Raw genomic sequence first — 24,045 nt, forward strand, 5'->3', positions numbered from 1 at the left:
CCCGTCAGCCGCCCAGGCGACAGGCCAGAGCAGGACCCAGGTCGAGGGCAACGCCGGGGCTCGCGGCAGCACTCGCGCGCCCGACGCGGCCGTCGCCGCGCTGACCGGGCCGTCGGCGCCGTATCTCATCGGGGTACGGCATCACGCGCCGTCCCTGGCCGCCGCCGTACCCGCGCTGCTGGACGCCGCCGGGCCGGACGTGCTGTTGGTCGAGCTCCCCGCCGAGTTGCAGGAATGGCTGCCGTGGCTCGCCCACGACGAGACCCGGGCGCCGGTCGCGCTGGCCGCGGCACCCGGTGGCGGCGGCGCGGCCGGGGGCCCGGCCTTCTACCCCTTCGCCGACTTCTCACCGGAACTGGCCGCCGTGCGCTGGGCCGCGCGCAACGAGGTGCCGGTGATCGCCTGCGACCTGCCGCTCGCGGACCGGGCGTGGACGGGGGCGCCGTACGCCGCGGCCCGGCCGACGGACGGAAGCGACGGCGACGGCGACGGCGACGGCGACGGCGGTGACCGTGACACTGGTCGCGTACCCGGAGTCGTCGCCGCGCTCCGTGCCCGGCTCACCGGCCGTCCCGGGGACGATCTGTGGGACCGGCTGGTCGAGGCGGCCGCGCCCGGTTCGCCGCCGGAGGCGCTGCGGCGGGCCGCGCTGCTGACGGGGTGGGCGCTGCGGGAGGAGGCGCTGGCCTCGGGCGGGGTGCCGGAACTGGATCTGCGGCGGGAGCGCTGGATGCGCTCGTGTCTCGCGGCGGCCACGGCGAACGGGGAGCGTGCCGCGGTCCTCGTCGGCGCCTTCCACGCCCCGGCGCTCCTCGGACCGGCCGAGGACGACGCCGGCGAGAACGACGCCGGTGAGCCGGCCGCGCCACGGCAGCCTGCCGCCCCGGCCTGGACGACCTCCCTCGTCCCGTACAGCTACGCCCTGCTGGACGAGCGCTCCGGTTACCCCGCCGGAATCCGTGACCCGGAGTGGCAGCACAGGGTGCTGGACGCGGCCGGTGACCCCGCGGCCCTGGAGGAGGCGCTGATCCGGGCCGCCGTAGGGGTGTGTGCCGAGTTGCGGGCGCTGGGTCATCCGTCCGGGCCGGCCGACGCACGGGAGATCACGCGGCTGGCCGGTGACCTGGCCCGGCTGCGGGGGCTGCCCGCGGCGGGCCGGGGCGAACTGGTCGAGGCCGTGCAGACGGTGCTGGCGCAGGGCGAGCCCTACGGGCGGGGGCGGGCCGTCGCCCGGGCGATGGAGCGGGTGCTGGTGGGTACGCGCACCGGGCGCCCGGCCCCACGGGCGCCGCGCAGCGGACTGGCCCCGGCGGTCGAGGCGGACGTGGCCGAGCTGGGCCTGCCGGGCCCGGCGGACGCACCGTCCGCCGGCGTCTGGGACCTGCGCCTGGACCCGCTCCGCTCGGACCTGGACCGCCGCCGTGAACTCCTGCTGCGGCGCCTGACGGTGTGCGGGGTTCCGTACGGCGAGCCCAGGGCGGTGACCGGCACGGGCGGCGCCGACGCGCTCACCTCGCGCTGGGAGGTCCGCTGGACTCCGGCCACGGCGGCCATGCTGGCGGCGGCCGGGGTGCGCGGGGTCACCCTGACGCAGGCGACCGAGGGGGTGCTGCGGGAGCGGCGGCGTACGGAGCGGGACGAGGGCGGCCCGACGGCGGCGCAGACCCTGGCGGGGCTGGAGCAGGCGGCGGAATGCGGCCTGTCCGGGCTCGCCGACGAGCGCCTGGCGGACACCGCCGAGGTGCTGCCGGGCTCCGGCACGCTGCCCGAACTCCTCGCCGGACTGGCCCTCGTGGACCGACTGCGGGCCGGGCACAGCGCCGGACTCGGCCATGACGAGGAGCGTACGGCGCGGGCGGCGGCCGTAGCCGAGCTGCTGACGGCCGCCGCGGTGCGCCAGGTCGACGGGCTCACGGGCTCGGAGGACCCTGCCGACGCGCACGCCCTGGTGGAACTCGCCCACCGCGCCGATGTGCTGGGCGGCATCCGGCTCACCGATGCGCTCGCCCGGCTGGCGGCCGGCGGCTCCCCGCTGATGCGGGGCGCCGCCGGGGCCGTCCGCGTGCTGCTGGGGCAGGAGGAGGCCAGGGCCCTCGGGGACCGGGTCGCGTCCTGGGTGGACGGGGCCGTCGACACCGCGTCGCGTACAGCGCTCACCGCGCGGCTGGCCGGTCTGCTGAGCGCGGCCGGGCCGCTGCTGGAGTCGGCGCCGCCCGCGCTGGAACCGCTGCTGAACCGGGTGTCGGAGCTGTCCGACCGGGACTTCCTCGACCGGCTCCCGGCGTTGCGCGGCGGCTTCGACACGCTCAGCCCGACGGCCCGCGAGCGGCTGCTGGCCGCGGTGGGGCGGCGCCTCGGCGGCGACCGGCCGGACGACACCGGGGCCGTGGACCCGGCGACCCTCGCCATCTGGACCCGTGCGGATCTGACGGCCCGCGAGACGCTCGCCGCGCTCGGGCTCCTGCCGTCGGAGCGGCCCACCGGGGCGGGCGCCGGCGAGGAATCGCGGGACGAAGCGCACCGGGACGAGTCCGGCACGCCCACGTCCGACAGGCCCACGACCAACACGCTCACGTCCCACGCGCCGACGCCCAACTCGCCCACGTCCGGTGAGGATCGCCCCATGCTCGCCCCGGCCGATGCCGGGCACAGGCTCCCTCCCGCCGACCGGTGGCGGCTCGCCCTGGGCCGTCGGAGCGGCCAACTAAGCGCATCCGCACGGCCGTTGGCGACCGCGCTGGACGAATTGTACGGCCGTGGGCGCGGTGAGGGCAGTCGCGGAGAGCTCTCCGGACACGGGAGCCGCGGCGGGCGTGAGGCGGCGTTTCCCGGAGTGCGGGAGTGGTCCGAGGAACTGGGGGCGCTGTTCGGCCCGGGGATCCGGGAGGAGGTGCTGGCGGCGGCCGCCGGAACCGGCCGCCAGGACGTGTTCGCGGAGCTGGACCCGGATCGGGTGCGGCCCTCCGTGGATCTGCTGCGGTCGGTGCTGCGGCACGCCGGTGGTCTGCCCGAGTCCCGGATCGCGGCGCTGCGTCCGCTGGTCCGCCGGCTGGTCGACGCGCTGACCCGGGAGCTGGCGACCCGGCTGCGCCCCGCCCTGCACGGCACCGCCCTGGCCCGCCCCAGCCGGCGCCCCGGCGGCGGCCTCGACCTGCCCCGCACCCTGCGGGCCAACCTCGCCACCGCCCGCCGTATGCCGGACGGCACGGTGCGGGTCATACCCGAGCGGCCCGTCTTCCGCAGCCGTGCGAAGCGGGCGGCCGACTGGCGGCTGATCCTGGTCACCGACGTGTCGGGCTCCATGGAGGCGTCCACGATCTGGGCGGCGCTCACGGCCTCGGTACTGGCCGGGGTGCCCACCCTGTCCACGCACTTCCTGGCCTTCTCCACCGAGGTGATCGATCTGACCGACCACGTCGCCGACCCGCTCTCCCTCCTCCTGGAGGTCAGCGTCGGCGGCGGCACCCACATCGCGGCCGGGCTGCGGCACGCGCGCGAGCTGGTCAGTGTGCCGTCGCGCACGCTCGTCGTGGTGGTCAGCGACTTCGAGGAGGGCTACCCGGTCGGCGGGCTGCTCGCCGAGGTCCGCGCCCTGGTCGGGGCCGGCTGCCACGTACTGGGCTGCGCGAGCCTCGACGACGCGGGCCGGCCTCGCTACTCCACCGGCGTGGCCGGGCAGTTGGTCGCCGCGGGCATGCCGGTGGCCGCACTCAGTCCGCTCGAACTCGCTCGCTGGATAGGAGAGAAGATCGCATGAGCCGGGAACTGCCGCCGGTCGCACCGTCCGTGACCGCCGCTCTCGTCGCGGCCCTCTCACCCCGGCTGCGCAGGCGCCTGGACACGGGCATCGCCAAGCTCGCGGACCGCCCTGTCGAGCGCGACGGCGCCGTCGTGCGCATCGCCCTCGACGACGCCACCGACCTCGAACTGCACGCCCCGGACGGCACGGTGAGGAGCACGGACGCCGTCCGCTGCGGTTGTCTGCTGGCGCCGGAGTGCCTGCACCGCGCCGCGATCGCCTCGGCGGCCCCCGTCGCGGACGACACCGACTCCGAGGAGATCGAGGGGAGTTCGGAGGAGGAGCCCGCCGCGCAGCAGCCGCCCGCCCGGCCGGAGACGGCCACGGCCGGGCAGCGCGCCGCCGCCCGCGCGCTCCACTCCGCCGCGGCCGACGTACTGGAGGCCGGTACGGACGGTGCGGGCGCGGTGCTCCAGGCCGGGCTGCTGCGCGCCGCGCACACGGCGCGCCTCGCCGGTCTGCACCGGGCCGCCGCCTCGGCCGTGTCGGTGGTCACCGCGCTGCGCGCCGCCCGCGCGGCCGATCCGGCCTACCGGCTGGACGATCTCGTCGCACGACTGCGTGACGTGCTGACGGTGGCCCACCGCGTCCCGGCCGCCGAGGGCACCGAACTGACCGGGCTGCGCGGCACCGCACGGCAGCCGTACCGCCCGGACGGCTCGCTGCGGCTGTACGGCCTGTTCTCCGAGCCGGTGGTCACCGCGAGCGGCTATGCGGGTGCCGTCACCTGGACCGCGGACGCCACGGGTCGGCTGTACCAGGTGTCCGACGTCGCTCCGGGCGGCGCCGGGCGCGCGGTGGGCGCGGCCGACCGGGCGGTCCGGATCGGTGACACGGCCCTGAGCCACCGGGAGCTGTCCCGAGCGGGTCTGGCGGTGTCGGGGGCCACCGTCTCGCCCAGCGGTCGGCTCGGCGCGGGCGCGGGGGTACGGGCGGTGGCGGCGGCCGGTGCCGGCTGGCGCGAGGAGCCGCTGGACCGGCTCTGGAAGGTGCCCGTGGCCGAACAGATCGAGCGGGCGCTGAGCGGCGGCCAGGATCTGCTGTTCCTGGAGGTCACCCTGGCCGGTACGGCGGCGGAGGCGGCGGGCGAGTGTCTGCTCGCCGAGTGCGGTGGCGTCGCGCTGCGGCTGACCCGGGCCCATGACGACCCGGCGCTGCCCTGCCGGGACAACCTGCGGCTGCTGGCCGCGGCCCGGGGCAGCGGACTCCGGGTCGTCGCCCGGCTCGCACCGGCCGCGCATCCCCGGGCCCAGCTCCTGGCGGCCGAGCATCCGGCGGTGGCCGACGAGCGTGTCGACCTCGGCTTCGACCGGCTCCAGCGCGCGGACCTGCCGGCCGTTCCCGCGTCCCCCGCGCCGGCCGCGTCCCCGGCGCCGGAAGAGGCCCCGGTCCATCTGCTGCGCCGCCGGGTGCAGCAGGCGGTGTCGGGCGGGCGGCGGGTGTTGTCCTTCCCCGGTGACACGGCGGGTGACGTCCGTCGGCTGGGCCGGTCCGGGCTCGCGACGGCGGGCGACCTGCTGGAGGCGCTGCACGGGGCGGCGGCGGAGCGGTCCCGTGACGTGTTCGGCCGCCTCCTGCCGACCGACCCGGACCGCTTCGCCCGCGCGTGGCTGGCGGCGGCCCACTACACCGACGAACTGGACCGGGCCCTGTGCGCCGCCGCCTGGACCTGAGTCCGGGCGGCCGGAGGCGGGCAGCACCGCCCGGTCGGCCGGAGCCGTGTCGCCCTGCGCGGCGAGGCCCTGTCGCTCGCTTGCGCTACTGGCGCTGCCGCTCGCCCCACCCCTCCCCGGCCGTGGCCCGCCCGGGCCTCGCGGGCATGGGGCACGTCGGCCGTGAGCCGGCCCGGATGACGCACGCGGCGTTCGGCACGGAGATCCTCTACCGGAACCGTTCGCACCGCCCCGGGCGGGGCGCCCTGCCTCCTCCTGGCCGTACACCACGGCGAGGACCCGCCGTACACCGTCCACGCCTAGGATCCAGCTCACCGGATCACGCCGGAATTCCAGGCACAGGAACAGAAACAGGAACAGGGGACGGCTCCATGGTGACAGCGCGCCGGTTTCCGCTCGGCTCCGCGACCACGCTCACGGACCTGACGGACGACCCCCATCCCCGGCTGGCCCTGCTGCGCGCCCACGAACCGGTGTCGTGGCTCCCCGTGTTGGGCGGCTGGTTGGTGACCCGGCGTGATCTCGCACTGCGCGTGATGCGCGACGCGGCGGCCTTCACGGTGGACGATCCCCGTTTCTCCACCGCCCAGGTGGTCGGTCCGAGCATGCTCTCCGTGGAGGGCGCCGAGCACAAGCGGCACCGCGCCCCCTTCGCCGACCCGTTCCGCGCGCAGGACGTGCACGACCGGTTCACCGGCTTCGTGGAACAGGAAGCCGCCCGGCTCGTGGGAGGTATCCGGCCGCAGGGCAGCGCCGAGCTGCGCCGGGAGGTGGCCGGACCACTGGCCGTCGCCGTCGTCGCCGAGTCGCTGGGCCTGGTCGGAGCGGCCGCGGAGGAGGTACTGACCTGGTACGACGCCATCGTGAGCGCGGTCTCCGACCTCACCGCCGGGCGGCCGGCGAACCCCGCCGGGGCGGCGGCCTTCGACCAGCTGCGAGAAAGCGTCGAGGCGACGGTCGCGGCAGGAGGCGACACGTCGCCCCTGGTCGCGGCGGCCCGGAGCAAGCGCCTGAAGCTGCCGGAGGTGGTCGCCAACGCCGCGGTGCTGATGTTCGGCGGTATCGAGACCACCGAGGGCATGATCGCCAACGCCGTACTGCACCTGCTGGCGCACCCCGGTCAACTCGCCCTCGTGCGTGCCGATCCGGACCTGGTCGACGCGGCGATCGAGGAATCGCTCCGCCTGGAACCCGCCGCGGCGAACGTGGACCGCTACGCGACCGCCGACGTGACGATCGGCGGGGCCGACGTGCGGCGCGGTGATCTGGTGGTCGTCTCGCTCGCCGGCGCGAACCGCGACCCCGAGATCTTCCAGGACCCCGACGTCTTCGACCTGCGACGGGACAACTGCCGTCTCCAGCTGGCCTTCGCGCACGGCCCGCACTTCTGCCTGGGCGCCCACCTCGCCCACCTGGAAACCCGCGCCTGCCTCCTCGCACTCCTCGACCGTCTTCCAGGCCTGCGGCTCGACCCGGCCTCACCCACCGCGCCCACAGGCCTGGTCTTCCGCAAGCCCCCGGCCCTGCGCGTCCGCTGGGACGTGCCGGTGCGGCGCTGACCCGACGCCGGCCTGTCTAGGCGCCACGACGGACCCGGGCGGCCTGGCGGGCCTCGGCGATCCGGCGGGCCTCGGCGGACCGGCGCGACGTGCCGTCGCCGCCGGGCCGCCCCGGTCGGGTGCCCATCCCGCGGAACGGGGCACCGCCGCGCTTCGGACGCTCCGCGACCGGCCCGCTGCCGCCGACGGGGACACCGGAGGGAGCCTGGGCGCCGGTGATGCGGCTCAGCTCGGCCTCGCCGGAGCGGACCTGCGTGATCCGCGGCCTGATGCCCGCGTCGGACAGGAGACGGGCCACGTCCCGGCGCTGGCCCTGGAGGACCAGAGTGACCACGCTTCCGGACGCGCCGGCCCGGGCGGTTCGGCCGGCGCGGTGCAGGTAGTCCTTGTGGTCGTGGGGCGGGTCGACGTTGACGACGAGATCGAGGTCGTCGATGTGAATGCCCCGCGCCGCGACGTTGGTGGCCACCAGCGCCGTGACGTCGCCGGTCTTGAACTGCGCAAGTGTGCGGGTGCGTTGGGGCTGCGACTTGCCGCCGTGCAGGGCCGCGGCCTTCACGCCGCTGCTCAGCAGGTGCTTGGTGAACTGGTCGGCAGCGTGCTTGGTGTCCAGGAACATGATCACTCGCCCGTCGCGGGCGGCGATCTCGGTGGCGGTGGCGTACTTGTCGGCACCGTGCACCTGCAGCACGTGGTGCTCCATCGTGGTGACCGCGCCCGCCGACGGGTCGACCGAATGCACGACCGGGTCATGGAGGTAACGCCGGACCAGGAGGTCGATGTTGCGGTCCAGCGTCGCCGAGAACAGCATGCGCTGACCGTCGGGACGTACCTGGTCCAGCAGTGCGGTGACCTGCGGCATGAACCCCATGTCCGCCATCTGGTCGGCCTCGTCCAGGACGGTGACGTTCACCCGGTCCAGGCGGCAGTCCCTGCGCTCGACGAGATCCGTGAGGCGGCCGGGAGTCGCGACGACCACCTCGGCCCCGGCGCGCAGTGCGCCGGCTTGCCTGCCGATCGACATGCCGCCGACGACGGTGGCCAGTCGCAGCTTCAGCAGTCGGGCGTACGGGGTGAGCACATCGGTGACCTGCTGGGCCAACTCGCGTGTGGGGACGAGGATCAGGGCCAGTGGCCTCTTCGCCTCGGCGCGCTGTCCCCTCGTGCGGACGAGGAGCGCCAGGCCGAAGGCGAGCGTCTTGCCCGATCCGGTCCGCCCGCGCCCCAGGACGTCGCGCCCCGCGAGGGAGTTCGGCAACGTGGCCGCCTGGATCGGGAACGGCTCGTGCACGCCGAGATCGGTGAGCATCCCCAACAGCTCGGCAGGCATGTCCAGTTCACCGAAGTTCGCGACCGCGGGCAGGGCCGGGGTGACGGTGACCGGCGGGGCGAACTCCCCCTGGGGTGCGACGGGACGGCGGCCGGTAGAGCGGTCATTCGGGCCAGCTGAGCGGCTCATGGAGAACCTTCCTCGACGGGGCACGCATCGAGGAATTCACGACAGGAATGAGCCGGATGAATTGCAAGAACGAGCCGGATGTGAGACGGAAAGAATTTCACCGGAATGCAAAAAAGATATCTGGGACCCCGCCGCAGGACGGGGCCCCAGATATCTCGTGCGCTTCGGCGTCAGGCGGGGGTGATGTTCTCCGCCTGCGGGCCCTTCTGGCCCTGCGTGACGTCGAAGTTCACCTTCTGGCCCTCGTGGAGCTCACGGTAGCCCTGGCTGGCGATGTTCGAGTAGTGCGCGAAGACGTCCGGGCCGCCCCCGTCCTGCTCGATGAAGCCGAAGCCCTTTTCCGAGTTGAACCACTTCACGGTGCCGGTAGCCATGTCACATCTCCTTGGGGGCAGTGCCCGCGGGTCCACACCGTGTGAACCCCTGCGTTGCCATATTGAACCCCGTCCGGACAAGCACCGGATAAACAGAAATGCCCGGCGGCATACGGCCGCCGAGGCACTTGAAGTTTCGGGAACTACAACTGCAACTACCGGTAAGTTTAGCAGAGTACGCGGATCTGTACTACTTTCTTTCACCGCGGAAGGTGAACCTTCAGATTGTGTCACGCTTCGGCGCCTGGAAGCCGCCGATCCTCTGTTCGAGCAGTTCGGCCAGCCGCAGCGGGGTACGGTCCTCGAACATCGGCCCGATGAGTTGCACCCCCACCGGCAGACCCTCGGGGGACCGCCCCGCGGGTACGGCGGTGGCGGGCAGGCCGGGCATGGTGGCCACACCGGCCCAGACGAGCTGGTCGAAGTACGGGTGCGCGACGCCGTCGATGTCGATCCGGCGTTCCCTCGGATCGGGGTTGTGGTCGTGCGGGAACGCGGGAGTGGGCGTGATGGGACACACCACGGCGTCGAACTCGGCGAAGAGCTGCCGCCACCCGTGGCGGTGAAGCTGGCGACGGTTGTCGGCCTCGATCCAGTCGAGGTGGCGGAACACCATGCCGCGCAGCCGCGCCGCATCGAGACTGCGGTCGTCCGCGCTCAGCGCGGCGGCGCGGGTCCGCAGCTCCTCGTACGCCTCGACGGGGAAACGCGCGACAGCGCTCGAAAACATCAACTGCGTGTAGAGCTCCGCGGCTTCGGCCGGATCGGGCAGCAGCGGACTGTGCCGTTCGACGCGGGCGCCGCCGTCGACAAGCGCGTCGGCCACCCGGTTCACGCCCGCCCGCACAGCGGACCCGGTCGGAATGAACGGATGCTCGTCGAGGACCAGGACCCGGAAGTCGCCGAGCCGCTCGTGGCGCGCGGGCGGCAGCGTCACGGCGTGCGCCACACCGAGCGTCAGCGGGTCCGGTCCCGCCATGACGTCGAGCAGGAGCATGAGGTCGCGGGCACTGCGCGCCATCGGGCCGACGACGGCGAGGTCGAGATCGACCGGCAGGGCCGGCGCGGACGGCGGGACCATACCGCGGTTCGCCGCCAGCCCCAGGGTCGGCTTGTGCGCGTAGACACCGCAGAAATGCGCGGGGGTGCGCAATGAACCGGCCAGGTCGGAGCCGATGGACAGCGCGCCGAATCCGGACGCCAGTGCCGCCGCCGATCCCCCGGAGGAACCACCCGACGTGCGACCGTGGTCCCACGGGTTGTTGGTGGTGCCGTAGATCTCGTTGAAGCTCTGTATGTCTTGCAGCCCCAAGGGCACATTGGTCTTGCCGAGCACCACCGCGCCCGCGGCCTTGAGCCGCGACACCTGCACCGCGTCCTCGGCCGGCATGTGGTTCCGGTGTTGCGGTATGCCCCAGGTGGTGGGCAGTCCGGCGATGTTGTAGGACTCTTTGACCGTCACCGGAATACCGAGCAGCGGCCGGTCCTCACCGCGGGCGCGCGCCTGGTCGGCGTCGCGCGCGGCAGCCCTCGCACGGTCGAAGTCCGGCACACAGATCGCGTTGACCGCCTTGTCGTCCCGCTCGATACGGGCGATCGCCTCGTCGGTCAGTTCCACCGAGGTCACTTCACCGGCACGCAAAGCAGTCGCGAGACTTTCGGCCGTCTGAAAGTTCCACTCCATGAACCAGACCGTACCGGCCCCTGGAGCAGGCCATGAAATGCCGTTTCGCACAACGGGTTTGATGTCTGCGGACCTCAACCGCAGTCGAGCTGGCCCGCGTTGTGCTTGGCGTCGAGTACCCGGCGCACACCGGCATCGACCTTGGCCCGGAAGGAGGCGTCCTGTGCCATCCGGGCCTGGATGCCCTGTGCCATCGCGGGTATGGTGCTCGGCCGCACCGTGAGGATCATGTCCCCGCCCGCCGCGATGAAGTTCACGGCCCGCTGGGCAGAGGTGAAGGACCGTACCGCGACCGCGTTGCCGAGGTCGTCCGAGATGACCACGCCCTTGAAGCCGAGCCGGCCGCGCAGCAGGTGCTCGATGACCGTCGGCGAGAAGGCCGCCAGGTGGTTGGGGTCGATCTTGGTGTAGGTGGCCGACGAGATCATCACGAAGGGCGATCCGGCCTGGATCCCGGCGCGGAACGGCGTGAGGCTGGAACTGTCGGCGGTCGTCACCGAGTCCACGACGTTGGCGGTGGTGTCGGTGTTGCCGATCACCTGGCCCAGTCCGGGAAAGTGCTTGAGCGTGGTCATCACGCCCGACTGCGCGAAGCCGGCGGCGAAGGCGCCGCTGTGCGAGGTCACGACGTCCGCGGTGTGGCCGTACTCCCGCTGGAAAGAACCGATGGGTATGTTGCGGGCGCCCAGCGCGGCCGGGACGACATCGGCGACCGGTGCCAGGTTCAGGTTGACCCCGGCGGCCTTGAGCTCGTTGGCCCATGTGGCGGCCCGGGTACGCAGCGTCGCGGTCGGCCAGCTGCCCTGGGTCAGGCCGCTGGGCATGGCCGAGAAGCCGGGGCCGTTGAGAACCTGCACCCGGCCGCCCTCCTGGTCGGTCGAGACCAGCAGGCCGACCCGCCGGCCGGCGACCTGGTCCGCCTGGCCTCGGAATCCGTCGACGAGCTTTCTGGTCGCCGTCGTACCGGCGCTGCTGCGGCCCGTCAGCATGACCGACCCCACGTGGTTGTCGCGCAGGATGCGCAGCTGGGCCTGGTCGGGCCGGGACGCGGAGATGCCTCCCATGAGCAGCTGTCCGACCCGCTGCGCAGTGGTCATGCCTGACAGGTATCGGTCGGTACACGTGGCGGCGGGCGCCGACGAAGTGGCGCTCGCGGTGGCCGGGGCGGCATCGGCGCCGGTACGGCTCGGCAGTGCGCTGGAGGCACCCGGGGTCGGTGTGCCATGGCTGACGGCGGGGGATCCGGGGGAGTCGGGTGTCGCCCCTGGCGCGACCGATCCGCCACAGCCTGTGACGGCGAGCACGAGGGTGACCAGCGGGACCCTGGTGCGCAGGGCTGAGCAGCGGCGGTTCCTGGGCTGCTGCCGGACGCGTATGGTCATGCTTCTTCCTCCGGCCTGGACGAGCCGGGGTCACCGCGCCGCGTAGCCACTTCCGTCACGGCGAGCCCGGCTTGCTGCGTCCATCACACCGTACGTTATTGGGCATTTGTCCGCCCCTTGGCCAGACAGTGCGGGCTCCGCGGCGGATCGGCGCGGCAAGGCGGCAGCGCGCCGACAGCCCCGGCGCCCGCCTCGGCATTCCAGGTGGTCAGCATGGTTCGATCACCCCGTCGGCGCGGTGCCGCGGCCTGCGACCCGACCGATGTCGTCGGTCAGGCTCTCGACGACGCACGAGCCCGCGAAGGGCTTCCGCCGTCGGCGGAGTTGACCGCTGGCGAATCCCGTTCAGGGTATCCCGGCTAAAGTGACCCCGCAGATCCCGTGAAGCGAGGGGTTCCATTGGGGGGAGCGAACGGGCGGCGGCCCACGGTGGTCGTACTCACCGCCCTACAGGTGGAGTACGAGGCGGTGCGCCGGCACCTGGAGGACGTTCACGAGGTCGCGCTGCCACAGGGCACCCTCGTCGACGTCGGCAGGGTACCCGGCCTCGACTGGGAAGTCGCGCTGGCCGAGACGGGCCCCACCAACACCCGAGCCGCGCTCGTCACACAGCCCACGATCGAGTACTTCGACGCCGAGGCCGTGTTCTTCGTCGGCGTAGCCGGTGCCCTCAAAGACGATGTGCACCTCGGTGACGTGGTCGTCGCCAGGAAGGTCTACGGCTATCACGGCGGCCGTGAGAGCGTGGACGGGTTCCACGCTCGGCCCGACGCCTGGGAACCGGCATACGACATCGACCAGTTGGTGCGCTCCGCCCGCCGCAACGAGCCATGGGCCTTCCTCTCCCCGAATACGCCGTCCGCCGCGACGCCCAGGGTCCACTTCGAGCCGATCGCCTCGGGAGACGTACTGATCGGCAGCCGTGACTCCGAGACGGCCCGCCGGATCCGCAGCCACTACAACGACGCCGTGGCCGTCGACATGGAGAGCCAGGGCGTCACCCACGCGGCCCGGATGCATCGCGCGGTGCGGGCGCTCTCCGTCCGCGGCATCAGCGACTTCGCCGGTCCCGGCAAGGCCGCGTCCGACGCCGCAGGCTCCCAGGAGACAGCATCACGGCACGCCGCCGCCTTCGCGCTGCGGGTGCTGCGCGACCTGCGCCCCGCCGGACGGCCGGCCCAACGGCGGCCACAGGGGCCCGCGGTCGTCGTGGTGGCCGGACCCGACCGCGACTCCGGCCCCACCGCATGGGACAGTCGGCCCACCGTCGAGGTCGAGGGACAGCAATACCTGCTGTACGAAGGTCCCGGAGACCTCCTCGACGAGTCGCAGGACGGCGACGTGGTACGGCGCCAGGCAGTGGCGCGTGTGGTGTCGGACCGGGATTCCCGCGGTTCCTACGCCTGGCTGCGGCAGGTCGAGTGGGCACGGCCAGGTCCCGGCCCGGGCCGCGTCGACCCCCTGGCCGCGCTCGAAAAGGAAGCCGGGCTGTGCCGTGCCTTCCGCGGCCCCGCCGTCGTACAGCTGGCGCGTCGTGGGAACACCACCACCCTGGCTCTGGCCTGGCCGGCCGACCCGAAGCTCGGCCGCCCCGTCAGGACCCTGGACGAACTGCTGCCAGCTCCGTCCTCGCCGGCGGACCCGCTGCGGCTGTGGTCGATCGTGCGGGGCATCGCCGAAGTAGCCCAAGTCCTGGAGCGGCTCGCCGCCGAAAATCTCTCGCACCGGGCGCTGCGGCCGACCGCGATCGTCATGAACCGGCCGCACATGGTGCTGCGCGACTTCGGCCTCGCCGCCGTGGGGCCCCGCCCGGGCGAAAACCCCGGGCCCTATCAGGCACCCGAGCAGCGGTACGGCTCCGGTCTCCGGCCCGGACCGGCCACCGATGTCTACCAGTTGGGTGCACTCCTGCATCAAGCGCTGGCCGGCCGCATCCCCGATCCCGGGTACCCCGGGCTGACGCCCGCCAACGCCCCGGCCTCCGTTCCGGACAGCCTCGTCCACGTGGTCGGCAGTGCACTGCGGCAGGACCCGGGCGCGCGTCCCGGCGTGCGCGCACTCCGCCTCGCCCTGCTCGCCGCCGCCCGCGAGCTGTCGTCCTTCTCGCCGACCCAGCGCTGAGGAGCGCCGATGTCCGTCACCACCGTCGCTCTGCGCGCTCCGCTGGTGCTCGTCCCGGGGCACGGTCTGGACGAACAGCTCCGCACCAAGGCCGAATCCAGCGCTGGGTTGCCGCCCGCCGTGTCGCAGATCATCCACGATCTGAACCAGCTCGAACGCGGCGCCGCGGTGAGTGTCAGCCCGGGCACGGGCAAGTACAAGCCGTCCCTGCTCGTTCACACGCGCACGTACCGGCTGCGTCTTGAGGTGACGAACCGCGGTACCGGCTACTTCGTCAAGCACATCGACCCGCTGCGCCTCGCCGACCACGCGCGCCTTGCCCGATCCTGTCTCCTGGTACGCCCCCCTGCCTGGCGGATGGTGTTCGAGCTGCCGGCGGTGCCCGAGGGCTCGGACGCCCAGTGGCACGACCTCGAAGAGGCCTGGCGCAGGCTTGGCCGCGCACGGTCGGAGCAGCAGGAGAGCTCCTCCGTCAGCGAAGCCCATGCGAAGTTCCTCGACACGGTGGACCGGTTGATCGACATGACCGAGGAGATCACCACCCGGGAAGAGCGCGCGGCCGCCCCGTTCCCGTATCAACGCCTGACGGCTACCGGCGGCAGGCGGAGCAGCGCTCCGCAGTCAGTGTATGAATTCCAGCTCCTCGACCCGGAATTGCCGCCGGCCGGCGCCTTCGTCCGCATTCAGGGTGATACGGAGACCCGCGGCAGAGTGAGCCGTGCCGCGGGACGTTCCGTCACCGTCCGCTTCGACCGGCCCGTCTCGTGGGAAAGGCTCCCCGCTCGCGGAGCACTGGAACTCATACCGAGCAACGTGGTCTTCAACAAGCAGCGGCAGGCCGTGGCGAGCCTGCGCGCGGGGGACACAAGGAATCCGGGTCTGCTCCCGGCCATGGTCGAACACCACGTGGGCGCCATCCCGGCCACCACCGCACGACCGCACGAGGAGCTCGACCCCGAACAGCTCGACGCCTTCCGCAAGGCGCTGACCACCGAGGACCTGCTGGTGGTGCTCGGCCCGCCCGGTACCGGCAAGACCCGGACCATCACCGAGATCGCCCACACCACCGCGATCACGGCCGCCACCGACGGCGGCCGGGTCCTCGTCACCTCCCACACCAACCGCGCGGTGGACAACGTGCTGGCCCGGCTGCCACCGGATCTCGTCGTCATCCGCGTCGGGGACGAGAGCAAAGTCCACGCCGATGTGAAACCGCTGCTCCTGGAGGAGCAGTCGGAGAACCTCGCCGAGGGCATCCGACACACCATGGCCCTGCGCACCCAGGCCTACCGGGAGGCGGAGGCCGCCGCGCCGTGGACGGCGGAACTCGCCGACCGGCTCCACCGGGTCGACGACCTGGCCCAGCAGGTGAGCGCCGCGACCGTGCGTCTGCAAGGCGCGATCCAGGCCGCCGCGGCACCGGCCCGGGAGCGGCTGGCAGCACTCCGGCACGAGGAGGACGAACGGGAGTCGGCCTTGCAAGCGCTCGGTGAGCGCGCGTCGCGGCTCCGGACGAAGGCCCAGTCCGAACAACAGCGTGCCGACGCCTGGTTGACCGGTCGGCTGCACCGCTCCAGGGGCCGCCGCGCGGAAGAAGAGCTCACCGCGGTGCGGCACGAGATCCAGAGGTTCGAGGCCCTGGGCCCTGAGCTGCGCCGACAGGCTGAAGCGGCGAGCGCCGAGGTGGACCGCGTGGTCCGCGAGTCCCCTGCCGTCAGCTCGGGACTGGCCGCCCGCCAGGCGGTGGAGCATCGACTCGGCGAGAGCCTTCACTCCGCCTACGAGGCCGCCGACATGGCCGTACGGGCGCTCGGCACGGTCATGCCTGGCGTGTCCGCTCCCACTCCGCTCCTGGATCCGGCCGACGCGGCAGCCGCGCTGCACGCCCTGCACCGGCAATGGGAGGCGTGGCTGCCGCTCGTCTCCCGACGCCAGGAACTCAGCCGGCAGTGGCAGGCCGCCATCGGCCAGGACCCTGGCCAACTGGTGCCCGAGCTCGTCCGCTACGCCCAGGTGGTCGGCGCCACCTGTATCGGAGCCGCGTCCCGCCCTGAACTGTCCGGAGTCGACTTCGACTTGGGCATCGTCGACGAGGCGGGGCAGATCGGCGTCGCGGACGCACTGGTGCCGCTGACTCGGGTCCGCCGCGGTGTCCTGGTCGGTGACGACCGGCAGCTGCCGCCCTTCCACGACCGCGAGGTGGACGACTGGGCCCAGGGCGTCGGCGACCCCGGGCTGGTCCGGCTGATCTCGCAGAGCGCCTTGGAGCAGCTGCGTGCCGGACTGCCCGCCTCCCACGTCGTCCAGCTGACCCGGCAGCGCCGGATGCCCGCTGAGATCGCCGACTTCATCTCGGCCGCTTTCTACCGGGGAGAACTGCTCACCGAGAAGGAACACCGGCACACCGACCCCTTGTTCGCGAGCCCGATGGCCTTCGTCGACACTGCCTCGCTGCCCGTCGGCGTACGTCGCGAGTCGGGCGGGCATCGTGCCGAGGGCCGCGGCCGCAAGGGCGCCTCCAACGACTGCGAGGCACGTCTCCTGGCCCGCCTCGCCGCCTTTTACCACCGGCGGGGTTCCGAGTGGGTGGTGATCGTCCCCTACCTCGCGCAGCGCCTGGAGGTGGTCCGCCACCTCACCGCCCTGATCGGAGATTCCCAGCTCGCGGATGCCTCGGTCGGCAGCGTCGACTCCTACCAGGGCGGGGAGAGCGAGGTCGTGCTGTACGGCTTCACACGAAGCAACCCCGATGGCCGTGTCGGCTTCCTCAAGGAGCTGCGCCGCGCCAACGTCGCCTTCACCCGCGCCAAGAGCCAACTGGTGCTGACGGGTGACCTGAGCACCCTGCTGCGTGCGGACGACCCCGGCTTCCGCGCTCTCATCGACGACCTGCACCGGCATCTGCTCGACCGCGGCGACCTGCGGGACTACCAGGACGTCATGGCAGCGCTCGACAAAGCCGCCCCCGACCTGGACGAAGCCGCCGGCCTGGCCCCGAAGGGGGGCCGAGCGTGACGACCGCCCCCCGCCTCATGCCCTTCCCCGAAGAGCGGGTCCTGGAGGACGCCGCCTTCGGCCAGGGCATCGTGCCCACCCGGCTCTACGCCCTGCTCCTGCCCGTCTGGCAGGTGGAGATCCGCGCCGACATCACCGAGGGCGAGGACTTCTTCCTCATCGACCGCTTCCTGGAGCGCGGGCTGCGCCATGGCGCCTTGCACACGGTCGACGAACTCGCCGCGTTCTTCGCCCTGGACGGCGCCCTGGTCGCGCAGGCTGTGCGCTTCCTCACCGCGATCGGCCACCTGCGGGAGTCCGGGGGCCGTTTGTCCCTGACAGCACTGGGACAGCGCTCCGTGGACGACGACATCCGCTACGTGGTCACGCGCCAGGACCGCCGCAAGCTGTACTTCGAGGCCCTGAGCTGCGCCCCGCTGACCCGAACGCACTACGACCAAGAGGTCGTGACCCTGCTGTCCCCCGACGAACTCGCCGCCGTGACACGGGGCGACCGCTATCCGCGCTTCACCCCGATCCACGTGGCCTCCGGCTTCGACCGCTCAGCCCTGGAACGCCTCAAAGACCGCAAGGACCGGGCCCGGTTCAACCTGCCCGTCGCCCTGGACGCGGTGGAGAGCCTGGACGAGCGACTCGTCTTCCTGCCGGTCTATCTGGTGCGCGGCCGGGAAGGACTCCTGGTCTACGGCCAGGCCGGGGCAGGGGCCGAACACGACCCGGAGCTGAGCGCGCTCTGCGCCCGCACTCCGGAGCTGATCAGCGCTCTCGACAACGAGGAGCAGGGCGAGGAGTCGGACGAGCGCGTTCTGCGGGCAGCCCGGAACTGGCTCCGTGAGCAGCACCTCGACTCAGTCGCACCGGAACAGGACGCCGACGGCACCTGGTCGGTGTCGCTGCCCGCCACCGCCTTCGGCGACGACGGAATCCCGGTGTCCCGCATCGGCACCTACCGCATGGCGGGCAACCGCTTCTTCCGCGTGTGGTGCGCGGCCGAAACACCGCGGAAGCACGCTCTGCTGGACCGTCTGGACAAACGCCTCGGCTCTCGACGCCAGGCCACGCGGGCAGAGGCAGAGGAACTCGTCGCTCGCCTGGCCCGCCAGCTACGCCTGGCGGTCCCCGACCTGTCCCAGCTCCGCGCCGGCGCCGGGAGAACCGGCCTCAAAGGCTTGGAGGCCCAACTGGCCGAACTGGAGGACGAACAGGTGTGATCGGCGCCGGAGGGTCCTTCGCGGCGCCGTCCGCCTGGTGCTCGGCCTGCGGCCTTCCGCACTGAGCGACGCCGTCTCCATCCGACGGCTCCTGAGCACGCCAACTTCCCCAGTGCTGGGCCTCGTCACCCACTCGAAGGTGGCGATCGGGCTTAGGGGAGGCGCGCTACGTATGCGCTACGTCCTCTGTCCCAACGGGCCGGCGGACCGAAGGAGTTGTGCAAGGCAGAGTTCGCACTCGGCCTCGCCCTCGGCGTGGCCGCCACAGACTCCCCCTTCGCCGGTGCCGCCCAGTGGCCGCGTGACAACCCGGCCCCGCAGCTGTCAGCGGCAGGCCTGCCGGCCCGTTTCGGCTCACGATCCGGCACCGCCCCGCTGCCGCAGCGCATGCCCACCCCGCACGCAGTCGCCCGCGCCGCCCGCCGTCTCGTGCGACGCGTCACGGGAACCCTCGGGGAACCCTCGGGCGCCTGCTCACGGAGGTAGCGCTGAAGACGGACTCGAACCCACGGCCGACGGACTATGAGTCCATTGGGGATCTTGGCGGCCCTTGCCCGTCCACGCTCGTTCATGACGTTTTCGCAGGCCAGAAGGGGTAAGCCGTGTCGGCGCACCTTCGTCTTTGTCAGTCTGTTCCTGTCCTTGTGTCCCGACTGCGTCCCGACACCGCCTCGGATGGACAAGACGCCCGGCAGGTTTGGGCGCATCACCCAAGGTTGGGGAGCTGCGCCCAAACCCACGCGCAGCGGAGTTCTTTTCCAACGCACAAAGGCTCCACCCCAGAAGTGGGGGCGGAGCCTCTCGGACCACTGTCGATGGCCAAGACCTCTACGCAGAGCGCAGAGCATAGCTGCGGAAAGGGCCGCTGGGCGGTGCTCCTGACCAACAAGCTCTGCTACACCCGGGACCGCGGATCTCTGGCCGAAGTCCGCAACGTCTTCCGCGACCTTGCCTTCAGATGAGGTAGCCGGGGACGCCGGCGCGGACGACCTCGATGCGCGGATTCGGCGCCAATAGGGTGGAGCTTCACTCACCGCCCATCGCGAGATAACGTGCGCTTTGCCGGACTTGGTGTTTGCTGGCCTCGCGCACAGCGGTGACGAAAGGCAGCCCGGTGGCAGAGACTGGCGGTTTCCCCTCGCGGGGCGTGTGGCGGCGGCCCGCGTTGCGGTGGGTGGACGTGGTGGTCGGTGCGGCACTGATGGCGCTGCTGTACGGGCTGCTGCGGCTGGCGCCCTCACTGAACGCGCCGTTCCTGCCGAGCACCGCGCCGTCCAGGGTGTCGACGGATCCGTCGAACCTGCCGTACTACGCGGTGCGTTCGCTGGTGCGGATGTTCGCCGCCCTGGTGGTCTCGGTCCTCTTCACCTTCGTCTACGCCACCGCCGCGGCCCGGCTCAAGCGGGCGGAGAAGGTGCTGCTGCCCGTCCTGGACATCCTGCAGTCGGTACCGGTGCTGGGCTTCCTGTCCGTCACGGTTACGGCCTTCATCAACCTCTTCCCCGGCTCCGAGCTGGGCCTGGAGTGCGCTTCGATCTTCGCGATCTTCACGGCGATGGCGTGGAACATGACGTTCGCCTTCTACTACTCCCTGATGTCCCAGCCCCGGGAGCTGGACGAGGCGGCGCGGGTGCTGCGGCTGACGAAGTGGGAGCGGTTCTGGCAGCTGGACGTGCCGGGCGGGATGATCCCGCTGGTGTGGAACGGGATGATGAGCTTCGGCGGCGCCTGGTTCTTCCTGGCGGCCTCCGAGTCCATCAGCGTTCTCAACCACACCTACGCGCTGCCCGGCATAGGGTCGTACGCCGCTGCCGCCATCGCGCAGGGCGACCTGGGCAAGGTCGGCATCGCCATCGCGGTGATGGTGGTGATGGTGATCGGGGTGAACGTGCTGTTCTGGCGGCCCATGGTCGCCTGGACGGACCGCTTCCGGGTGGAGGAGTCCGAGGCCGCCGAGCGCCCGCGCTCACTGGTGCTGGACTTCCTTCGCCGCTCGCAGGTGCCGCACCTGATCGGCCGCCCTCTGAAGCCGGCGGGCCGGTGGCTGGACCGGGCGACGCGCCCGTTCGGCCTGGCGGAGCACCCCATCGGCGTCTCGCCGGTCCGGGAGCGCACGGGAGACGTGTTCTTCGCCGGGGTGATCAGCGTGCTGGTCGTCTACGGGGCGTGGAAGGCGTTCGGCTACGTGAACTCCACGGTCGGCCTGAGCGCGTTCGGACACGCCCTCGCGCTGGGCGCGGCGACCTTCGGCCGGGTCGTGGTCCTGACGGCCGTGGCCACGGTGGTGTGGGTGCCGGTCGGGGTGTGGATCGGCATGAACCCGAAGGTCACCCGCTTCGCTCAGCCGGTGGTGCAGGTGCTGGCGAGTTTTCCGGCGAACTTCCTGTTCCCGTTCGCCACCGCGGCGTTCGTGCTCCTCGGCATCTCGCTGAACGTGGGCGCAATCCTGCTGATGGCGCTGGGCGCGCAGTGGTACATCCTGTTCAACGTCATCGCCGGAGCCTCGGCCATCCCCTCCGACCTGCGTGAGGCGATGACCAACTACAAGGTCGGCGGCTGGCTGAAGTGGCGTTACTTCATCCTGCCGGCGATCTTCCCGTCGTACGTGACCGGCGGAATCACCGCCGCGGGCGGCGCGTGGAACGCCTCGATCGTGGCCGAGGTCGTCGACTACGGCCACCATCACCTGACCGCGACCGGGCTCGGCGCCTACATCACCCAGGCCACCGCCACCGGCGACTTCCCGAAGATCCTGGTGGGCATCAGCGTGATGAGCCTGTACGTGGTGGCCGCCAACCGCCTGTTCTGGCGCCGCCTGTACCGCCTCTCCGAAACCCGCTTCGCCCTGTGACCCCAGCGTCCCCGTCCCCTCCGTCCCCGTACGCTCCCCGTCCCCGAGGCAGGACCCGTGACCAGCAGCGAAACCCTCACCCCAGCATCCCGTCCGGCCGGTGCGGTGATCGTGGAGACCGATTCGGTGACCAAGGCCTTCACGACGCCGGACGGGCGGGCGCTGCCGGTGCTCGACGACATCAGCTTCACCCTGGCCGAGGGCGAGATCGTCGCCCTGCTCGGCAAGTCCGGCTCCGGGAAGTCGACCCTGCTGCGCTGCGTGGCCGGGCTGATCGCCCCCTCCACCGGCACCGTCTCCTACCGCGGCACCCCGCTGACCGGCGCCAATCCCGGGGTGGCGATGGTCTTCCAGTCCTTCGCCCTGCTGCCGTGGCTGACCGTGCAGCAGAACGTCGAACTCGGCCTGAAGGCCCAGGGCGTCGCGGAGGACGAGCGCCGCGAGCGCGCGTTGAAGGCGATCGACCTGATCGGCCTCGACGGCTTCGAGTCCGCCTACCCCAAGGAACTGTCCGGCGGCATGCGCCAGCGCGTCGGCTTCGCCCGCGGCATCGTCGTGGAACCGGACGCGCTGCTGATGGACGAGCCCTTCTCCGCCCTGGACGTGCTCACCGCGGAAAACCTGCGCAACGAACTGGTCGGCCTGTGGGAGGGGCACGAGGCCCCGGTGAAGTCGATCCTGATCGTCACCCACAACATCGAGGAAGCGGTACTGCTCGCCGACCGCATCCTGGTGCTGTCCTCCAACCCCGGCCGCATCCAGGCCGAACTCCGGGTCGATCTTCCCCGGCCCCGCGACCGCAACAGCCCCCGCTTCGAGTCCATCGTCGACACCGTCTACGACATCCTCACCGGCCGCGAGGAAGCCGCCGCGGCAGCCGTCGAGGCCGCCCCTGCCGTGGCAGCCGCCCGTCCCGCGCCGACGCCGACCAACACCCCGCTGCCGGACGTCAGCGTCGGCGGGCTCGCCGGTCTGCTCGAAATCCTCGTCGCCCGCGGCGGCAGGGACGGCCTGGCGGAGATCTCCGACGAGCTCAGCTTCGAGATCGACGACCTGCTGCCCCTGGTCGACACCGCCGTCATGCTCCAGCTGGCCCAGGTCGACGGCGCCGACATCGCCATCACCGACGCCGGACGGGAGTTCGTCGCCGCCGACATCCTCACCAGCAAGCAGCTCTTCGCCCGCCACGTGGCCAAACACGCCCCGCTGGTCCGCGCGATCGTCCAGGCTCTGACCGCCACCGACGGCCACACCCTGCGCGAGGGCTTCTTCCTCGACCTCCTGCGCCGCGGCTTCTCCGCCGAGGACGCCCGCAGCCAGCTGGAGACCGCCGTCGACTGGGGCCGCTACGCCGAGCTGTACGACTACGACCGCGACGACGCCAGACTCACCCTGGAACCGGGCGCCCAGAAATACCTGTAAAGACCTACTGGCCCCCTGACACAGCCCCATCCTTTCCGTACCAATTGACTGATATACGCCTAGCGTGGAGGTGTGGATCGCGTCCTACGTCTCGCTCAGCTTCTCCGTCGGCCGGTGGTCGGGGGCGACGGCGAGGTGGTGGGGCGGCTCGCCGACGTCATCGTGCGGCTACGGGGACGGGATTATCCGCTGGTCACCGGGCTGGTCGCACGGGTGGGCGGGCGCGAGGTCTTCCTGCCCGCCGAACAGGTCGCCGACCTGGACGCCGAGAAGATCACGCTGGCGAGCCCGCGGGTGGACCTGCGCCACTTCGAGCGGCGCGAGGGCGAGGTGCTGCTGCGGGCGGACGTACTGGGCCACCGGGTCATCGACGTGGCCGATGTCGAACTGGTCCGGGCGTACGACATCGAGCTGGAACAGCGCCTGGACCAGTGGGTCCTGACCTGTCTGGACACGCGGAGGCCGCCGCACGCGTGGAGTCTCTTCAAGGATCGTGCCGCCCGGCCCGACTGGCGGGACTGGAAGTCCTTCGAGCCGTTGATCGGCCATGCCCGCTCCGCCCGGGTTCGCGGGCCCTTCGCCCGCCTCGGACGACTGAAGCCCGCGGACCTCGCTGATCTGCTGGAGGACGCGAGCCGAACCGAGTCGCACGAGATCCTGCAGACCGTCCACGCCGACCCCGAACTCGAGGCCGACGTGTTCGAAGAACTGGAGCCGGACTCACAGACGCGCCTGCTGGGCGAACGCAGCGACGTCGAGATCGCCCAGGTCCTCGCCCGGATGCGCGCCGACGATGCCGCGGACGCGATCAACGACCTGCCGCAGAGCCGGCGCCAGCCCGTCCTGGACGCGCTCCCCGCCGGGCAGCGCACCAAGGTGCTGACCCTGATGGGGTTCAACCCCTCCAGCGCCGGCGGGCTGATGGCGCTCGACGTCCTCGCCATGACGGGCACCAGCACCGTCGCGCAGGCGCTGCGGGCGGCAGGAGCGGCGCGCGCCCTGCAACCCCAGGCGCTGACCAGTGTGTATCTGGTCGGGGAGGGGCAGCGGCTGCTCGGCGTGGTCACCCTGGTGGAGCTGTTGCAGGCGGATCCTGCCGTGCGGCTGGACGAGGTGGCGGACCGTGATCCGGTCCGGGCCGGGCCGGACACCGATGTCGAGGACGTCGCCCTGCTCATGACCGACTACAACCTGCTCACCGTCCCGGTGGTCGACGACGAGGACCGCATTCTGGGCGTCATCACGGTCGACGACGTCCTGGAGACGGTCATTCCCGAGGACTGGCGCCGCCGCGAGCCGGCCCCCCACCCGGCCCGCCACTTGGAGGAACCCGGCCTCGCCCCGTCCCCGCACAACACGCCTCCCGCGTCATGAGCCCGGACGACCGGCGGCCCAACGGCAAGGACGACCGGCCCACCGGCACACCAGGCCGCCCCGAACCTCCGGCTCGATCCGGCCCGGAGCGTCCCGCGCCTGAGCGCCGTACCGAGCGCCC

Annotated in this window: 14 protein-coding genes; 10 read left to right on the forward strand and 4 right to left on the reverse strand. The window is 72.2% G+C overall.

Features of this window, described 5'->3' with window-relative positions; all coding sequences use genetic code 11:
• Window positions 1-100 precede the first annotated feature (100 nt).
• The 3 genes from ACZ4MF_RS40820 (at window position 101) to ACZ4MF_RS40830 (ending at window position 7,031) form a co-directional block, all read left to right on the forward strand.
• Window positions 101-3,757, forward strand: coding sequence for a vWA domain-containing protein (locus ACZ4MF_RS40820; protein ID WP_467498389.1), 3,657 nt, complete (start codon window positions 101-103; stop codon window positions 3,755-3,757).
• Complete coding sequence (locus tag ACZ4MF_RS40825; RefSeq protein WP_467498339.1) at window positions 3,754-5,472, forward strand: hypothetical protein; 1,719 nt, start codon at window positions 3,754-3,756, stop codon at window positions 5,470-5,472. The genes ACZ4MF_RS40820 and ACZ4MF_RS40825 overlap by 4 nt, the downstream gene beginning before the upstream one ends.
• Window positions 5,473-5,843: 371 nt before the next feature.
• Window positions 5,844-7,031: a cytochrome P450 gene (locus tag ACZ4MF_RS40830; RefSeq protein ID WP_467498341.1), complete on the forward strand. Its 1,188-nt coding sequence runs from the start codon at window positions 5,844-5,846 to the stop codon at window positions 7,029-7,031.
• 16 nt (window positions 7,032-7,047) lie between these two features.
• Here the strand turns inward: ACZ4MF_RS40830 and ACZ4MF_RS40835 are convergent, their stop codons facing one another.
• From ACZ4MF_RS40835 to ACZ4MF_RS40850, 4 genes are all read right to left on the reverse strand, one after another.
• Window positions 7,048-8,490: a DEAD/DEAH box helicase gene (locus ACZ4MF_RS40835; RefSeq protein WP_467498343.1), complete on the reverse strand. Its 1,443-nt coding sequence runs from the start codon at window positions 8,488-8,490 to the stop codon at window positions 7,048-7,050.
• Window positions 8,491-8,660: 170 nt separating this feature from the next.
• Window positions 8,661-8,864, reverse strand: coding sequence for a cold-shock protein (locus ACZ4MF_RS40840; protein ID WP_356023399.1), 204 nt, complete (start codon window positions 8,862-8,864; stop codon window positions 8,661-8,663).
• Between the two features lie 220 nt (window positions 8,865-9,084).
• Window positions 9,085-10,548: an amidase gene (locus ACZ4MF_RS40845; protein WP_467498345.1), complete on the reverse strand. Its 1,464-nt coding sequence runs from the start codon at window positions 10,546-10,548 to the stop codon at window positions 9,085-9,087.
• Between the two features lie 74 nt (window positions 10,549-10,622).
• Window positions 10,623-11,930, reverse strand: a complete 1,308-nt coding sequence (locus ACZ4MF_RS40850; protein ID WP_467498347.1) for a glycoside hydrolase family 3 N-terminal domain-containing protein — start codon at window positions 11,928-11,930, stop codon at window positions 10,623-10,625.
• A 399-nt stretch (window positions 11,931-12,329) separates the two neighbouring features.
• On the opposite strand from ACZ4MF_RS40850, the gene ACZ4MF_RS40855 reads away from it, so the two are divergent.
• From ACZ4MF_RS40855 to ACZ4MF_RS40885, 7 genes are all read left to right on the forward strand, one after another.
• Window positions 12,330-14,051: a phosphorylase family protein gene (locus tag ACZ4MF_RS40855; RefSeq protein ID WP_467498349.1), complete on the forward strand. Its 1,722-nt coding sequence runs from the start codon at window positions 12,330-12,332 to the stop codon at window positions 14,049-14,051.
• A 9-nt stretch (window positions 14,052-14,060) separates the two neighbouring features.
• Window positions 14,061-17,066, forward strand: a complete 3,006-nt coding sequence (locus tag ACZ4MF_RS40860; RefSeq protein WP_467498351.1) for a DEAD/DEAH box helicase — start codon at window positions 14,061-14,063, stop codon at window positions 17,064-17,066.
• Window positions 17,063-18,277 (forward strand): hypothetical protein, encoded by a 1,215-nt coding sequence (locus tag ACZ4MF_RS40865; RefSeq protein WP_467498353.1) that lies wholly within the window; start codon window positions 17,063-17,065, stop codon window positions 18,275-18,277. Before ACZ4MF_RS40860 ends, ACZ4MF_RS40865 begins: the two co-directional genes overlap by 4 nt.
• 216 nt (window positions 18,278-18,493) lie before the next feature.
• Window positions 18,494-18,763 carry a hypothetical protein gene (locus ACZ4MF_RS40870; protein ID WP_467498355.1) on the forward strand — a complete coding sequence of 90 codons (270 nt, stop codon included), beginning with the start codon at window positions 18,494-18,496 and terminating at the stop codon, window positions 18,761-18,763.
• 628 nt (window positions 18,764-19,391) lie between these two features.
• Window positions 19,392-21,128, forward strand: coding sequence for an ABC transporter permease (locus ACZ4MF_RS40875; RefSeq protein WP_467498357.1), 1,737 nt, complete (start codon window positions 19,392-19,394; stop codon window positions 21,126-21,128).
• 57 nt (window positions 21,129-21,185) lie between these two features.
• On the forward strand, window positions 21,186-22,550 hold the full coding sequence (locus tag ACZ4MF_RS40880) for an ABC transporter ATP-binding protein (protein WP_467498359.1): 1,365 nt from the start codon (window positions 21,186-21,188) through the stop codon (window positions 22,548-22,550).
• A gap of 72 nt (window positions 22,551-22,622) precedes the next feature.
• Window positions 22,623-23,924: a magnesium transporter MgtE N-terminal domain-containing protein gene (locus ACZ4MF_RS40885; RefSeq protein ID WP_467498361.1), complete on the forward strand. Its 1,302-nt coding sequence runs from the start codon at window positions 22,623-22,625 to the stop codon at window positions 23,922-23,924.
• Window positions 23,925-24,045: the final 121 nt, after the last annotated feature.

It is taken from the genome of Streptomyces sp. NPDC025793 (genome assembly GCF_055558375.1).

Excerpts from the sequence above, each read along its gene's own strand:
- ACZ4MF_RS40825 (WP_467498339.1), top strand. The coding sequence starts at position 3,754 with ATGAGCCGGGAACTGCCGCCGGTCGCACCGTCCGTGACCGCCGCTCTC.
- ACZ4MF_RS40830 (WP_467498341.1), top strand. The coding sequence starts at position 5,844 with ATGGTGACAGCGCGCCGGTTTCCGCTCGGCTCCGCGACCACGCTCACG.
- ACZ4MF_RS40835 (WP_467498343.1), bottom strand. The coding sequence starts at position 8,490 with ATGAGCCGCTCAGCTGGCCCGAATGACCGCTCTACCGGCCGCCGTCCC.
- ACZ4MF_RS40840 (WP_356023399.1), bottom strand. The coding sequence starts at position 8,864 with ATGGCTACCGGCACCGTGAAGTGGTTCAACTCGGAAAAGGGCTTCGGC.
- ACZ4MF_RS40845 (WP_467498345.1), bottom strand. The coding sequence starts at position 10,548 with ATGGAGTGGAACTTTCAGACGGCCGAAAGTCTCGCGACTGCTTTGCGT.
- ACZ4MF_RS40850 (WP_467498347.1), bottom strand. The coding sequence starts at position 11,930 with ATGACCATACGCGTCCGGCAGCAGCCCAGGAACCGCCGCTGCTCAGCC.
- ACZ4MF_RS40860 (WP_467498351.1), top strand. The coding sequence starts at position 14,061 with ATGTCCGTCACCACCGTCGCTCTGCGCGCTCCGCTGGTGCTCGTCCCG.